Below are 14,348 nucleotides of genomic sequence, written 5' to 3'. Positions count from 1 at the left end.
GGCCGCGTAGGAGCCGGCGAAGCTGGCGAGGGCATCGACCCGGTTCGTGTCCGTCATCACGCCGCAGTCGCATCACTCGCCAGCTGCGCCGGCTCCTACGCCAGAATGTGGCGCATGGGGGCCCTCGTTCACTCGGTGGTGAACGCTGCCTGTTCCAGCCCTTGGGAGTCGTGGGGGTGCAGGGCGCGCACGTTCATCCCGAGAGCGCCGTAGACCTCGACGCCGTCGATGGTCTCTTCCATCAGCAGGCGGTCGACAATGAAGTCCATGGCGTCGCGATGTTCCTCGAGCAGGGCGTCGCACACCGCTTCCTGCTCCCGCAGCAACTGGTTGACCTGTTCCAGGGTCTGGCCCGGCTCGACTTCGATCCCGGCTTCGCGCAGCACGCTGAGCGTCGCCAGGTGCTTGCTGGGCCCCATGCCCAGGCCGCTGACCATGGACAGGGCGATCTTGGTGGCCTCCTGCAGGTCCATCGAGGCGCCGGAGGAAACCTCGTTGAAGTACATCTTTTCCGCGGCGCGGCCGGCCAGCAGCATGACGATGCGGTTTTCCAGCTCCGACTTGCGGTGCAGGCGCTTGTCTTCGGTCGGGATCACCAGGGTCACCCCCAGGGCCTGGCCACGGGGCAGGATGGTGACCTTGTCGACCTTGCCAATTTTCAGGCGCGCGGCGGTCAGCGCATGGCCGGCCTCGTGCACGGCGATGCACAGGCGTTCGTGCTCGGTGAACGGGGTCACACCCGACGGTTGTTCGCCAATGCGGTTGGTCTCGATGGCGTCGACCACATGGCGCTCCTCGATGCTGGAGGCGTGTTCGCGGGCGGCGAAGATCGCCGCCTGGTTGACCAGCGAGGCAATGGCCGCCGGGGTCAGGCCCATGCAGGTGCCGGCCAGGCGCTCGATGTCCATGGGCGCGACGTTCTTGAGCTTCTTGAGGTACAGGCTGATCAGGCCCTTGCGGTCTTCCAGGGTCGGCAGCGGCACGGCGATGGTCCGGTCGAAGCGGCCTTCGCGGCGCAGGGCCGGGTCCAGCGACTCGGCCAGGTTGGTGGCGCCGATCACCAGCACGCCGTCGGCGCCATTGAAGCCGTCCATTTCCGTGAGGAACTGGTTGACGATGCGGTTTTGCTCGGTTTCACCCATGCGCGGCTCGGAAGCCCGCTTGCCGATGCCATCGATTTCGTCGATCAGCACGATGCAGGGCGCCTTGCGCCGAGCCTGGCGGAACAGGTTGCGAACCTTGATGATGCCCACGCCATAGAACATGCTGGAAAAATCGCTGCCGGTGGCGGCGATGAAGTTGACCCCGCATTCCTCGGCCAGGGCCTTGGCCAGGTGAGTCTTGCCGGTGCCGGGCAGGCCGGTCAGCAACACGCCACGCGGCGGCCGCGCGCCCAGGGCAGAAAAGCGCTCGGGGTGGCGCTGGGCGGCGGCGATGTCGAGCAGGGCCTGCTTGGCTTCGCCGCAGCCGATCACGTCGTCGAAAGTAATGCGGGTTTTCTTGCGACGCTTGAGGTGGCTGGTGATGAAACCCCAGGCCATCGGCCAGGCCACGCTGAGGACCACGCCAATGATCAACAGGCGCATGGCCATGTCGATGGCATAGCCGGCGCTGAAGGCAGCCGAGGCCTTTTCCTTGAGTTCGGAAAACTGGAAACGCGGGGTGCTGTCCTTGGCCACGAAGTCATAGGTCTGACGGGCGGCCAGGCCCAGCTGGTCGACGATGGCGTAGCGCGCGCCGTCCTTGAGGGTGACGTAAAGGTGCTCGTTGCCGCTGACGGCCTCGGCGACATGGCCTGCGCGCAGGTCATCGACAAAATTGGAGAAACGCGAGTCGTGCTCGGTCCACGCCGTGTCGTCGTGCTGGATCTGCTCGGCCATGGCGGTGGCGGCGTTGCTCGAGGTGGGCGCGCTGTTGGCCGCGTACAACCAGGTACCGCCCGCGATCAGGAAAGTACAGGCGATGCCGACTGCTGATTGCCAATAACGGTTGCGCTTGAGGGCGCGCGCCCGGGTTTTGCTTCCTGATCTGGACATCTGTACCTCGGTATCGATAAGCGAATGTCGGACGGTATGGACGAACGACAAAATTCCGTTCCCGGGGCGATGTTTGCCAGAATTGGGCCAAGTTCCCTGCTGTCGGTCGGCGGCGGACGAGTGGTCGCATGTGTAGCGATACGGGAGGCCACCAGCTGCTCAACCCCTCGCAGACCTGCAGCATTTTCACGCTATGCTCGGCGTTCACCCTCAAGGAGCCGACCCATGCCAGCAGCCCTCAACCCCGCCGACCTGCAACGCCGCTATGAAACCGCCAAGCGCATCGCCCAGGAGGCCGCGCGCAGCGCCGAACTGGCCTACCGGCAACGCGACAGCCTGGTGGTGGAGCACAAAGGCGACGAATTGCAGGACCTGGTGAGCGTCGTCGACAAGCAGACCGAGGCCTTCATCAAGCAGGCCCTGGCCGAGCACTTTCCCGAAGACGGCTTTCTTGGCGAAGAAACCGGTGGCGCCGACCTGCAGGCGCGCTGCATCTGGGTGGTCGACCCCATCGACGGCACCAGTTGCTTCGTCAACGGCCTGCACGCCTGGTGCGTGTCCATTGGCCTGCTGGTGGACGGCAAGGCTTGGGCCGGGGTGATCGCCGACGCGGTGCATGACGAGTTGTTCCACGCCTGCTGCGGCCAGGGCGCCTGGGTCAACGACCAGCCCATGCGCGTGCGCGACGTGCCGGACGTGCGCCACGGGGTGATGGGCATGGGCACCAACCACCGCGACGGTCGCGAGCATTTCATACCGGTGCTGACCCGCCTGTTCGAACAGGGCGGCACCTTCATACGCAACGGTTCGGGGGCGTTGATGACGGCCTACGTGGCGGCGGGGAGGTTGATCGGTTACTACGAAACCCACATCAACAGCTGGGACTGCCTGGCCGGTCTGGTGATGGTGGAGGAGGCGGGCGGGCGCTGCTGTGACTTCCTGCGCGGTGATGGCCTGCTCACCGGCAATCCGCTGCTGGTGGCGGCGCCGCAGGTGTATGAGCAGATGGCCGGGCTGATCGGGCCTTCGCTGGACGCCTGATTTGACGCACCGGCCTGGCGGGCGGTGCGTCTAACCAGCGCCTAGGCCGCCTCGGCTGCGCACTCGTCCAGCATCAACCGATACTGCTCGTCCACCAGCGCCTGAGGCACGCTCAGAGTGACCGGCGCCTGCAGCCAGGCCAGAGCCAATTGGGTGTATTCGACCACGTCGTCATGGCTCAGGCCCTCGATGTGCTGCGGCAGGTGCAGATCGCGCAACTGGCCGGTTTCCAGGTCGTGCACCGGGAAGATCAACAGGTCGTCGGTCAGCTCGCTGATGCAGTACACGTCGGGACCGATCACCGCGGCGTTGACGGGGATACCCGCGGTCGCCGCCTGGTGGCGGATCTGGGCGGCGACGTCGACGTAGGCGCGCTGCATGCGCACACAGGCTTCATCTTCTGCGCTGATGGGCAAGGTCATTTCGGGCTGCTGCATTGGGCGTTCTCTTTTGATGATCCGCGCATTTTCTCAAGGATTCGGCGGACCAAAAGCTTTCTCTGACAGATGGTAACGTTACGCCACTACTTTCGGGCGGACGGTACGTTCATGGCCAGTGAACCACCCATTCGGGCATGCAGGAACAGTGGCGCATGATCGGAAACATTGGCCCGCGCCTGCTCATGGGTCAAACCCAGGAAGCGCGGGTAGGCGAACACTTCGGCGCTGTCGACCTGAATGCTGCTGGCCTTGGCGATGAACATGTTGTCGTAGAGGTTGGCGAACTTGCCGTCGGTGGTCGACAGCGTGCTGGCGCCGGTGGTGAACAGCGGACGGGCGCTGGCGTCCAGGCTGTCCCAGGCCGGCGAGGTGGGCGGGTTGTTGAAGTCGCCCATCAACAGGATGCGGCTGTTGCCGGCGTAGGTCTGGCCCAGCCAGGTCCAGTACTGCGACAGTGCGGCAATTTCGCCGGCGCGATCGGCCTTGTTCTTGCCGTACTTGATGTGCACGGTGGCGACGACGAAATCGGTGTGATCGGTCAGCGAGGTAAAGCGCGCCGAATAGGGGTCGCGGGCGAAGGCCTGCTGGCGGTCGAGGTAGGTAACGGCGCCGTCGGCGTAGGCCACTGCGTCATCACGCCAGACGAAACCGTACATCTCCTTGTAGGTAGAGCGGCCGACGCGGTCGGAGGCCATGGCGCTCCAGTGGTGGCCGGTCTGTTTGCTCAGGGCCTCGGCCAGGGTGGTCAAGGCTTCGGGCGTCATCAGCTCCTGCACCGCGAGAAAATCGACCTGGGCCGCCACCTTGGCGATGGCCTGAAAGTCCTTGTTGGGCCGCACGCTCAGGTGTTCAAGGTTCCAGGTGCCGATGCGGGTTTCGGCGTGCAGGACGGGGGCGGTGAACAGCAGGCAGGCGAGAACGGTTTGAAGAATGCGCATAGGTGTCTAGAAAAGCTCTGAGGTAAAGCGCGCAAGTCTATGACAAATATCGAGAATTATCACTGCGATGCCCGACGGACGGCAGGCGCGCCGTAGTGAGCCTGACGATTGAAGAGTTCACTTTAGATAAGTGGGGTAACTAATTGATTACCTTGAATTAACCCTGTTCAAAAAGCGTAACGTACGTTCCTCTGTAGGATTCACCAGAATCTCATCGGGAGTCCCGTCCGCGACGATTCGCCCACCTTCGAGGAACAGCACTCGGTCAGCGATATCCCGGGCGAAATTCATCTCGTGGGTCACCAGCAGCATCGTCATCTGCTGGGCATGGGCGATGTTGCGAATGACCTCCAGCACCTCGCCGACCAGCTCCGGGTCCAGCGCCGAGGTCACCTCGTCGAACAGCATGACCTGCGGGCGCATGGCCAGGGCCCGGGCGATCGCCACCCGTTGCTGCTGGCCGCCGGACAGGTTTGCCGGGTAGGCCTGGGCCTTGTGCGCCAGGCCGACCTGGCCGAGGTAGTCCAACGCGCGGCTGCGGGCTTCATCACGGCTCAGGCGCAGCACCTGGATGGGTGCTTCCATGACGTTTTCCACCACGCTGAGGTGCGGGAACAGGTTGAACTGCTGGAACACCATCCCCACCCGGTGTACGTGCGCTGGCTGCTTGGCCAGCGGCCAGTGCCAACCTCGGGAGGGGGGCGGCACTGGCGCGCCGGCCACTTCGATACTGCCGTGCTGATAGGTTTCCAGGCCCTTGATCAGGCGCAATACCGTGGACTTGCCCGAGCCGCTGGGGCCGATCAGCGCGACTTTCTGCCCTTGGGCGATGCGCAGGTCCATGTGGTCGATGACGGTGGTGGCACCAAAGCGCTTGACCACCTGGTCGAGGACAATCTGCGCGGGGCTTGAATGGTCAGGCGGCATGGCGGCGGTTTTCCAGGTATTTGAACAGCAACGAAGTGGGCACGCTGATCAGCAGAAACAGCAGCGCCATCAGGGTGTAGGGCTCGTTGTAGTGATAGGTCAGGCCGGCGACCTGCTTGGCCGCCTGGAACAGTTCGGGAATGGTGATCACCGCCAGCAGCGGGGTCTCCTTGAACATGCCGATCAGGTAGTTGCCCAGCACCGGCAGCATGGGCTTGAGCGCTTGCGGCAGGACGATTCGGCGCCAGGTGGTGGAACGGTCCAGGTCCAGCGCGCGAGCCGCTTCCCATTGGCCACGGGGCACGCCGTCGATGGCGCCGCGCCAGGCTTCGGCGATGTAGGCGCTGTAGTACAGGCCCAGGCCGATCACCCCGGTGGAAATGGCCGGCAGCGTCAGGCCGGCCTGGGGCAGGGCGAAGAACAGCACGTACAGCTGCACCATCAGCGGGGTGTTGCGCAGAAAGCTCAGGTAGGCCGCGCAGCTGCGCCGCACCCAGCCCAGGTGGCTGCGTTGCAGCAGGGCGACGAGCACGCCGAGCAGGGTCGCCAGAACGAAACCGAGCACCACCACGCGCACCGTGACCGCCAGGCCCTTGAGCAGGTCCGGCAGGATCGACCAGGCCAGTTGAAAGTCGAAGTCCATGCTCAGCCCCCCGTCCTGCGCCACGCAGTGCTGCGCTGTTCGTACCAGCGCACCAGCCGGCTCAACGGCCAGGCCATGGCGAAGTAGCACAGCAGCACAATGCTCCAGATCAGCGATTGCTGGCCCAGGGTCGTGATCAACTGGTTGCCGGCAAAGGTCAGGTCGGTGAGAGTGATCAGCGACACCAGCGAGGTGGTCTTGAGCAGCTCGACCAGCTGATTGCCCAACGGCGGAATCATGAATGGCAAGGCCTGGGGCAGGATGATCCGCCGCAGGGCCACGCCGCCTGGCAGGTCCAGCGCGCGGATGGCGTCGCGCTGGCCGGCGCTGACGTTGACCAGCGCCGAGCGCACGATCTCCGAGGCGTAGGCGGAAAAGGTCAGCCCGAGGCCGATCACCCCGGTGGTCATCGGCGCCAGGGTGACGCCGAACAGCGGCAGGATGAAGAACAGATAGAACAGCAGCACCAGCGCCGAGATACCGCGCAGCACTTCAACGTACAGGGTCGCCACCCAGCGCAGCAGTCGCCAGGGCGACAGGCGCATCAGGGCAATGGCAAAACCCAGCAGCAACACCAGGACTTGCGCCATGGCGGTGATCTGCAAGGTGACCCAGGCGCCTTGTCCCAGTTGTCGGGCGATGAACAGCGCGGTGTCAGCGGTGAAGCCTTGAGCAAACATGACCTGTACTCGTGTGGGTTTGAGGTCGCTTTTGCGTGCTTAGAGGCTGCAGCGTTGTTCGGCCGTCACGTCGGTGGCCGGCAGTTCGTTCTCGGTGTAGCCGTATTTCTGCAGGATCTGCAGCAACTGGCCGGAGGCGCGCAGCTTGGCCAGTTGCTCGTTGAAGGCCTGGATGAAGGCCGGATCGTTCTTCGGCAGGCCGTAGGCGTGGTAGTTCCAGCTGGGCTGGCCATTGGCATCGGGAATCTGCTCGAACGGCAGGGCGCGCTCAAGCGCCGGGTCATTGGCTTTCTTCAAGAGGCCGATGACCTCGGCGTCGGGGAAGTACACCACGTCGACGCGCCCGGCCTGCAGGGCCGCGAGCGCTTCGGTGTCCTTGTCGAACAGCGACACATTGCCGTCGCTGATGCCACTGGCCTTGGCTTCCTGGACCTGATTGGAACCCGGTTGGGTGGCCAGGCGGGCCTTGCCGTTGGCCGCGACGTCCTTGAGGCTGTGCAGCTTGAGCGGGTTGCCAGCCTTGACCACGAAAGCGCCGCCGGAGCGGGTCACCGGGTTGGAGTAGGCGATCACCTTGCAGCGCGCCGGGGTGATGAACAGCCCCGCGCCGATCAGATCGAAACGCTTGGCTGCCAGGCCTGGCACCAGCGAACCGAAGTCGCTGATCGGCGTCTCGACCTTGGTGATGCCCAACGGTGCAAGGACGGCCATCAGCACTTCGTAATTGGCACCGGTGATCTTGCCGTCGGTGCCGACGTAGGCATAGGGCTGCTCGTTGGCGATGCCGGCGGTCAGGCCGCTGCTGCGGCCCTTTTCCAGCAACCCGGCAGCCATCGCCGATACGCTCGACAGCGTGCCAAACAACACAGCGCCGGCAAGCAGCGCGGCAAGCGGGGATTTGCGGGTCAGGTTCATTTTCGCTACCGGGATGGGGATCAAGCTAAAGCAGCCTGAAAAAGCTGCGCCTTATCGTGAAAGAGTCTATCGGTATAAAAATGAAACTATAAATATCTTGCTGGAATAACGTTATATCAATACGACGCCTTCAGGTCGCGTAGGAGCCGGCAAAGCTGGCGAGCGCAGCAACACCGTACGCCAGCCTTGCTCGGCCATTGGCCGCGACCCCGGAGGAGGATCCAACCCGGCCACCGAAGTGATGCCCTCGCCATTCGCGCTGTCAGTGGGTCAGCCCCGGGACGCTGATCTGCAGGTCACCCAGCATCAGCTTGGCGGTCACCAGCGACACCAAAGCGCCCAGCACCCACAGCGCACTGCCGCCGACGACGATGCCCAGGGCAATCTGCCAGGCCAGCCAGTTGGCGCTGCGCGGTTTGTGCCGCAGGCCCGGGCGCAGGCCACGGTCGTCGTGCAGGTCCAGGTGATCGAGGTCCAGATCGCGATCGGGTTCGGCGCGCAGTTGGTCTTTCATGGTGCTCCAGAGCAGTGGTCAAACCGGCAGGATACCTCAGCCAGGCACATCGCGACGAGCCGGCCAGTCGATCCCCCCAGTGCAGAACAGCGGCCACCACACCAGCACCGGTTGCAGCAGCAGGCGCGGCAGGTGGTAGCCCCAGCCCAGCACATGGCCGTTGAGCGCCACGTGCTCGAAGGCGTGCTTGAGGTTGGCCGGGAACACGCACACCGCGTACAGCGCCAGCAGCAGGGCGGCCAGCCGCCGCCAACGCGGCAGCAACAGACCCAGGGCGCCGAACCCTTCGCAGATGCCGGTGACGATCACCACGCTGTGTGGCCAGGGCACCCAGCCCGGGACAATGGCGACGAAGCCTGCGGTGGCGTACAGATGGAAGAAGCCCGCAGTCAAGTAGATCGCCGCCAGGGCCAGGCGCAAAACGTTGCGCGTGCGGGTGAAACGGTTAAGGGCAGCCAGGGTTTGAACTCCATTGCCCAGGGGTCACTCTCACGCCAGACAGGGCCTTGCAGGCGATCGACTCCCTGATCTCTGCACAATAACAAGGAATCGACATGGCGACTGCGGCGCTTGACACGACTAAAGCGGACTCGGACGAGCGCATCTACGAAACCGACCTGCCGGCGCGGCTCGACCGCCTGCCCTGGGGGCGCTTTCATACCCTGCTGGTGTTTGCCCTGGGCATCACCTGGCTGCTCGATGGCCTGGAAGTGACCCTGGCCGGGTCGGTCTCCGGCGCCCTGAAGGCCAGCCCGGCCCTGCACTTGAACAACAGTGACATCGGCCTGGCCGGCGGCGCCTACATCTGCGGTGCGGTGCTGGGCGCGCTGTTCTTCGGCTGGCTGACCGACCGACTGGGGCGGCGCAAGCTGTTTTTCATCACCTTGTTCGTCTATGTGGGGGCGACCGCGCTGACGGCCTTCTCCTGGAATCTCTGGAGCTTTCTGCTGTTCCGCTTTCTTACCGGCGCCGGCATCGGCGGCGAGTACACGGCGATCAATTCGACCATCCAGGAATTTACCCCGGCGCGCTTTCGCGGCTGGGTCGACCTGACCATCAATGGCACCTTCTGGATAGGCGCAGCGCTGGGTGCTGGCGGTTCGATCGTGCTGCTCGACCCGCAGTGGGTCGGCGGCGACCTGGGCTGGAGGCTGTGCTTCGGCATCGGCGCGGTCCTGGGGCTATTGATCATGATCCTGCGCCTGTGGGTGCCGGAGAGCCCGCGCTGGCTGATGATCCATAATCAGCCGGAAGAGGCCGCGCGCATCGTCGAAGGTATCGAACAGCGTTTTCTCGAGCACCAGGCGCAGCTGCCGCCGGTGACCGAGAAACCGCTGCGCCTGCACGCGCGCGACCACACGCCGCTGGGCGAGGTGTTCAAGACATTGTTCGTGCTGCACCGCCAGCGGGCCCTGGTGGGCCTGACCCTGTTGACCGCCCAGGCGTTTTTCTACAACGCGATCTTCTTTACCTACGCCTTGGTGCTCACCGACTTCTATGGCGTGCCCGCCGATCATATCGGCTGGTACGTGCTGCCGTTCGCGCTGGGCAACTTCTGCGGGCCATTGCTGCTTGGGCGCCTGTTCGACGTGGTGGGCAGGCGGGTGATGATCAGCTCGACCTATGCCATCTCGGGGGTGCTGCTGGCCGTCAGCGGCTATCTGTTCCAGCAACAGCTGCTCGATGCCACCCAGCAGACCCTCGCCTGGATGGTGATTTTCTTCTTCGCCTCGGCGGCGGCCAGCTCCGCGTATTTGACGGTGGCAGAGACCTTCCCCTTGGAGATCCGCGCCCTGGCCATCGCGGTGTTCTATGCGTTTGGGACCGGCTTGGGTGGCATTGTCGGGCCGAGCCTGTTCGGCGCCTTGATCGAGAGCCACGACCGCAGCAATGTGTTCATCGGCTACCTGATCGGCGCTGGGCTGATGGTGCTGGCGGCTGTTGTGCAGGGCGTGTGGGGGGTGGCAGCAGAGGGCAAGTCGCTGGAGACGGTGGCCAGACCACTGTCCCAGGCGAGCTAAGGGGAGCGCTCGCCACCCCGGCAGGAAAAAGCCGGGCCTCTTGAGGAGGCCCGGCCATGGTTGCAACAGATGCCTGCAGGTGGAGCTTTCAACTGTGCTCGAGAGGCACCGTCGCGGCCGCGCGCCAGCTGACTTCGGTGATGCCGAAGCGCTCCGCCCAGGGCCGTGACGTCTTCTTTATTTTTTCCCTCGTGTTGCGCCCGATCCGGCCGACGCCGGCGTCGCAACTTGCCCAGTGCCATGCCTCGGCGTTGTCCATGCGGTCGGCACGGATGACGAAGCTTTTGGGTTGCCCATGCAGGCTGTAATCAATCACATAGAGTTGAGTTGAAGGCATTTTTCCATCCGCCGTAGTAATCATACGTAATAAGCTGATTACTCTGCGCGTCAGAAATTCCACGCGCGTGACGAACTGTAGTTTTTAGTACTTAAACGACTGAAACCCCAAGGGTTATCGCGAACTATCCGACGAAATGTGCTATCAAATAGCCATTTCCCCCATGCCGTTTCGCCGGGTTTCTTGCTAGTGTTGGGCAAGTCCCCAGGATTGGAGCGGTCATGATTTCGCATACCTGCATCGGCGTTAATGATTTCGCCCAGGCGTTGGTGTTCTATCGCGGCTTGATGCGCATCCTCGGGCTGGACAATTGCTTCACTGACCTGACTCGTCCTTGGGCCGGCTGGAAGGATCCGGACGTGGCGCGCCCGCTGTTTGTCATCTGTGCGCCCTTCGACGGGCAACCCGCTTCCGTCGGCAACGGCGCGATGCTGGCCTTGCTGGCCAACAATCGTCAGGTGGTCGACAAGGCCTACGCCGTGGCCCTCGCCCTGGGCGGCAGCGACGAAGGCCCACCTGGGCTGCGACCGCAATACCACGCCCATTACTACGGCGCCTATTTCCGCGACCCGTCCGGCAACAAGCTGTGTGTGGTCTGCCATGATGCGCCGGTGATATCGCAAGGAGCGGCTTAGGGCAGCAAACCCGTAGGACCGAGTGGCCGCATCAGCTATAGCAGGCTCATCAGTTATAACCATAGACCATAACGATATATAGCCGCATCGCGAAAACTCGATATGCTGCCGCGCATTTTTTTATCAGCGCTGGCAGTGGGCGGCATCATGGAATTTGGCAGTATAGGTTGCGTAGTCGCAGGTCTGGTCGTGGGTTTCATCGTCGGCATGACCGGTGTGGGTGGCGGCTCGTTGATGACGCCGATCCTGTTGTGGTTCGGCATCAATCCGGCCACGGCGGTGGGCACCGACCTGCTGTACGCGGCGGTGACCAAGTCGGGCGGTGTCTGGGTGCACAGCCGCAACCGCAATATCGACTGGGGTGTGACCGGCTGGCTGACCCTGGGCAGCGTGCCAGCGGTGGCCTTGACCCTCTGGTACCTGAGCAGCCTGCACACCGCGCCCCAGGCGATGAACGCGGTGATCAAGCAGGCCCTGGGCATCGTTCTGCTGCTGACGGCGATGGCGGTGTTCTTCAAGCGCCAACTGCTGGCCTTCGCCAACCGCCGCGCGGGCGGCACCTATCAACCCAGCGGCGCCCGGCTCAACGCCTTGACGGTGGTCACCGGGCTGGTGCTCGGGGTGATGGTCGCCTTGACGTCCATCGGCGCCGGTGCGCTGGGTACCGTGGCGTTGTTCATCCTTTATCCGTTCCTGCCGACCCGGCGCCTGGTCGGTACCGAGATCGCCCACGCCGTGCCCCTGACCCTGGTCGCCGGGCTGGGGCACGCGGGCATGGGCAACATGGACTGGTCGGTGCTGGGCCTGCTGTTGATGGGCTCGCTGCCGGGCATCTACATCGGCAGCCAGCTGACCGGGCGAGTGCCTGACAGCGTGCTGCGCCCGTGCCTGGCAGGCATGCTGTTGCTGATCGGGTTCAAGCTGGTGTTCTGAGCCTGTTGCTCACTCAGGGACCGGGGTCGGCAGCGGCTTGCCATCGGCCCAGGCCTGCAGATTGGCCAGCACCAGGTCGGACATGGCCCGCCGCGTGCTCCAGGTGGCGCTGGCCATGTGCGGGGCCAGCAGCACGTTGTCCAATGCCAGCAGCCCGGGGTGGGGGTGCGGCTCGTTCTCGAACACGTCCAGCGCGGCGCCGGCCAGGCGCCGGTGGGCCAGCGCGTCGGCCAGGGCCGCTTCGTCCACCACGCTGCCGCGCCCGACATTGATCAGATAACCTTCGGGGCCCAGCGCCTCGAGTACCTGTGCATCGACCAGATGAAAGGTGCTGGCACCGCCGCCCACGGCCACCACCAGAAAGTCCACCGCTGCGGCCAGCTCCAGCGCCGAGGGGTAGTAGCGATAGTCGACCGCCTGTGGACGCCGCCCGGTATAGGCCACGGACATCTCGAAGCCGGCCGCGCGGCGGGCGATGGCGGCGCCAATCCGGCCCAGGCCGATGATGCCAAGGCGCGCGCCGCTGACCTTGCGGCTGAACGGGAAGGGCCCATTGGCCCAGGCCCCGGAGCGGGCGAACTGGTCGGCTTGGCGGGTGTTGCGCGCGATGCCCAGCAGCAGGGTGATGGCCAGGTCGGCAACGTCATCGGTGAGCACGTCAGGGGTGTGCGTGACCTGGATGCCGCGCTCGCGCGCGGCCTGCACGTCGACCCCGTCGTAACCGACGCCGAACACCACGATCAGCTGCAGGGCCGGCAAGCGCCCGATCAACTCGCGGCTGACCCTGGACTCGCCGTTGGCGACCATGGCGCGGATGTCATCGGTGGCGGCGCTCAGGCCACTGCCGTCTTCGCCGGCTTCGACGACCTCATACCGAGCGTGCAGTTGCTCGTCGAGCATGGCCGGCAAGCGGGCAATCTTAAGGAGCCTGGACTTCATCGAGACCTCGTACGGTGGCAGTGGAAGTGGCAGTGGCGGGCGCCGGCCGTGGCGCGCGGGCGATATAAATGCCCAGCACGCCGCCAACCAGCAGGGCCGCGGCGACCAGCAGCAAGGCATAGTCGTAGCTGTTGGTGGCATCCTTGATCCAGCCCATCACCGGCGGCAGGCCGAGCCCGGCGATATTGGCGATGGAATTGATCAGGGCGATCGAGGCGGCGGCTGCGGCGCCCGACAGATATTCGGTGGTGGTGGCCCAGAACACCGGCGTCGCCGCCCAGTTCAGGCCGACGGCCGTCACCAGCAGCGCGTAGGCCAGCCAGGCATTGCTGCTGGCCACGGCCAAGGCCAGGAGGATGCCGGCCAGCAGCAAGGGCGCGCCCATGTGCACCCCGCGTTCGCGCTTGTGATCGGAGTGCCGGCCGTTGCAGTACATGAAGATGCAGGCGAACAGGAACGGCAGCGCCGACAGCACGCTGACCGTGAACGACGCCTGGCCGGAAACGGATTTGACGATCAACGGCAAAAACAGGGTGATGCCGATGGTGCCGAACGCCTGCAGCAGCCAGAACAGCGCCAACAGCCAGACCTGGCGGCTGCGAAACGCGGTCTGCCAGCCGGCGTGCCCGGCAATCGGGCTGGCCGCCTGCTCGGCAGCGATGGTGCGGCTCAGCCAGGCCCGTTGCTCGGGTTGCAACCAGTGCGTGGTCTCCGGCGATTCGGGCAGGTAACGCAGCACCACCACGCCCAGCACTACAGCGGGAATACCTTCGAGCAGGAACAGCCAGCGCCAGCCGCTGACGCCGAAATAGCCGTCCAGGTGCAGGAAGGCCCCCGACAGCGGCAGGCCGATCACCGACGCCAGCGCCGCACCGATGTAGAAGAACGACATGGCCTTGGCCCGGTCGCTGCGCGGGAACCACTGCGACAGGTAATAGATGATGCCCGGCGTGAACCCGGCCTCGGCGGCGCCGAGCAACAGGCGCATGCCGTACAGCTGATTGGCGCTTTGCACCAAACTCATGCCGGCGGCAACGATGCCCCAGGTGATCATGATGCGTGCGATCCAGCGCCGTGCGCCGACCCGGGTCAGGATCAGGCTGCTGGGCACCTCCAGGAGGATGTAGGTGAGGAAGAACAGGCCGACGCCGATGCCGTACATGCGCGCAGTGAGCCCCAGTTCGGCATTCATCTGCAGCGCGGCCACGGAAATATTCGACTTGTCGATGTAGGCGACCATGTACAGCAGCATCAGGAACGGGATCAACTTGAGGTTGAGCCGTTTCAGGGTGCTGGCGTGCAGGCCCGCGTCCAGGCTGGCGTGGGGCATGTGAACCTCTCTTTTTATG

The 14,348-nt window shown here is 64.6% G+C and carries 16 protein-coding genes; 4 read left to right on the top strand and 12 right to left on the bottom strand.

Annotated features, from left to right (window positions below; translation table 11 throughout):
- Positions 1-128: 128 nt before the first annotated feature.
- Complete coding sequence (locus SFA35_RS13675; protein ID WP_320571082.1) at positions 129-2,036, bottom strand: AAA family ATPase; 1,908 nt, start codon at positions 2,034-2,036, stop codon at positions 129-131.
- A gap of 225 nt (positions 2,037-2,261) precedes the next feature.
- On the opposite strand from SFA35_RS13675, the gene SFA35_RS13670 reads away from it, so the two are divergent.
- Positions 2,262-3,077: an inositol monophosphatase family protein gene (locus SFA35_RS13670; RefSeq protein WP_320571081.1), complete on the top strand. Its 816-nt coding sequence runs from the start codon at positions 2,262-2,264 to the stop codon at positions 3,075-3,077.
- A 41-nt stretch (positions 3,078-3,118) separates the two neighbouring features.
- On the opposite strand, the gene SFA35_RS13665 is transcribed toward SFA35_RS13670, so the two are convergent.
- The 8 genes from SFA35_RS13665 to SFA35_RS13630 all read right to left on the bottom strand — a co-directional run bounded on the left by SFA35_RS13665 (position 3,119) and on the right by SFA35_RS13630 (position 8,554).
- Positions 3,119-3,514 (bottom strand): hypothetical protein, encoded by a 396-nt coding sequence (locus SFA35_RS13665; protein WP_320571080.1) that lies wholly within the window; start codon positions 3,512-3,514, stop codon positions 3,119-3,121.
- 86 nt (positions 3,515-3,600) lie between these two features.
- Positions 3,601-4,455, bottom strand: coding sequence for an endonuclease/exonuclease/phosphatase family protein (locus tag SFA35_RS13660; protein ID WP_320571079.1), 855 nt, complete (start codon positions 4,453-4,455; stop codon positions 3,601-3,603).
- 147 nt (positions 4,456-4,602) lie between these two features.
- Positions 4,603-5,382, bottom strand: a complete 780-nt coding sequence (locus SFA35_RS13655; protein WP_320571078.1) for an amino acid ABC transporter ATP-binding protein — start codon at positions 5,380-5,382, stop codon at positions 4,603-4,605.
- Positions 5,372-6,025, bottom strand: a complete 654-nt coding sequence (gene ehuD / locus SFA35_RS13650) for an ectoine/hydroxyectoine ABC transporter permease subunit EhuD (RefSeq protein WP_320571077.1) — start codon at positions 6,023-6,025, stop codon at positions 5,372-5,374. Before ehuD ends, SFA35_RS13655 begins: the two co-directional genes overlap by 11 nt.
- A 2-nt stretch (positions 6,026-6,027) precedes the next feature.
- Positions 6,028-6,705, bottom strand: coding sequence for an ectoine/hydroxyectoine ABC transporter permease subunit EhuC (ehuC, locus tag SFA35_RS13645; protein WP_320571076.1), 678 nt, complete (start codon positions 6,703-6,705; stop codon positions 6,028-6,030).
- 39 nt (positions 6,706-6,744) lie between these two features.
- Positions 6,745-7,614, bottom strand: a complete 870-nt coding sequence (gene ehuB / locus SFA35_RS13640) for an ectoine/hydroxyectoine ABC transporter substrate-binding protein EhuB (protein ID WP_320579022.1) — start codon at positions 7,612-7,614, stop codon at positions 6,745-6,747.
- Positions 7,615-7,882: 268 nt separating this feature from the next.
- Positions 7,883-8,134: a hypothetical protein gene (locus SFA35_RS13635; protein ID WP_320571075.1), complete on the bottom strand. Its 252-nt coding sequence runs from the start codon at positions 8,132-8,134 to the stop codon at positions 7,883-7,885.
- A 36-nt stretch (positions 8,135-8,170) separates the two neighbouring features.
- Positions 8,171-8,554, bottom strand: coding sequence for a DoxX family protein (locus SFA35_RS13630; RefSeq protein WP_320571074.1), 384 nt, complete (start codon positions 8,552-8,554; stop codon positions 8,171-8,173).
- 134 nt (positions 8,555-8,688) lie between these two features.
- Here SFA35_RS13630 and SFA35_RS13625 point away from each other — a divergent pair, with 134 nt between their 5' ends.
- Positions 8,689-10,155 (top strand): MFS transporter, encoded by a 1,467-nt coding sequence (locus SFA35_RS13625; RefSeq protein WP_320571073.1) that lies wholly within the window; start codon positions 8,689-8,691, stop codon positions 10,153-10,155.
- 88 nt (positions 10,156-10,243) lie between these two features.
- Here SFA35_RS13625 and SFA35_RS13620 read toward each other — a convergent pair whose 3' ends face one another.
- Entirely contained in the window at positions 10,244-10,492 is a 249-nt protein-coding gene (locus SFA35_RS13620) for a DUF6555 family protein (RefSeq protein WP_320571072.1), read from the bottom strand.
- A gap of 221 nt (positions 10,493-10,713) precedes the next feature.
- Here SFA35_RS13620 and SFA35_RS13615 point away from each other — a divergent pair, with 221 nt between their 5' ends.
- Together SFA35_RS13615 and SFA35_RS13610 are read left to right on the top strand one after the other, a co-directional pair.
- Positions 10,714-11,127 (top strand): VOC family protein, encoded by a 414-nt coding sequence (locus tag SFA35_RS13615; protein WP_320571071.1) that lies wholly within the window; start codon positions 10,714-10,716, stop codon positions 11,125-11,127.
- 147 nt (positions 11,128-11,274) lie between these two features.
- Positions 11,275-12,060, top strand: coding sequence for a sulfite exporter TauE/SafE family protein (locus SFA35_RS13610; RefSeq protein WP_320571070.1), 786 nt, complete (start codon positions 11,275-11,277; stop codon positions 12,058-12,060).
- A 9-nt stretch (positions 12,061-12,069) separates the two neighbouring features.
- Here SFA35_RS13610 and SFA35_RS13605 read toward each other — a convergent pair whose 3' ends face one another.
- Both SFA35_RS13605 and SFA35_RS13600 read right to left on the bottom strand, forming a co-directional pair.
- Complete coding sequence (locus tag SFA35_RS13605) at positions 12,070-12,999, bottom strand: 2-hydroxyacid dehydrogenase (RefSeq protein ID WP_320571069.1); 930 nt, start codon at positions 12,997-12,999, stop codon at positions 12,070-12,072.
- Positions 12,980-14,329: an MFS transporter gene (locus SFA35_RS13600; RefSeq protein WP_320571068.1), complete on the bottom strand. Its 1,350-nt coding sequence runs from the start codon at positions 14,327-14,329 to the stop codon at positions 12,980-12,982. Before SFA35_RS13600 ends, SFA35_RS13605 begins: the two co-directional genes overlap by 20 nt.
- Positions 14,330-14,348: the final 19 nt, after the last annotated feature.

This window comes from Pseudomonas sp. HR96, from assembly GCF_034059295.1.
Classification (GTDB): domain Bacteria; phylum Pseudomonadota; class Gammaproteobacteria; order Pseudomonadales; family Pseudomonadaceae; genus Aquipseudomonas.
The sequence above is the reverse complement of the archived record's forward strand: the minus strand, read 5'-3'. Positions and strand labels throughout refer to the sequence as shown.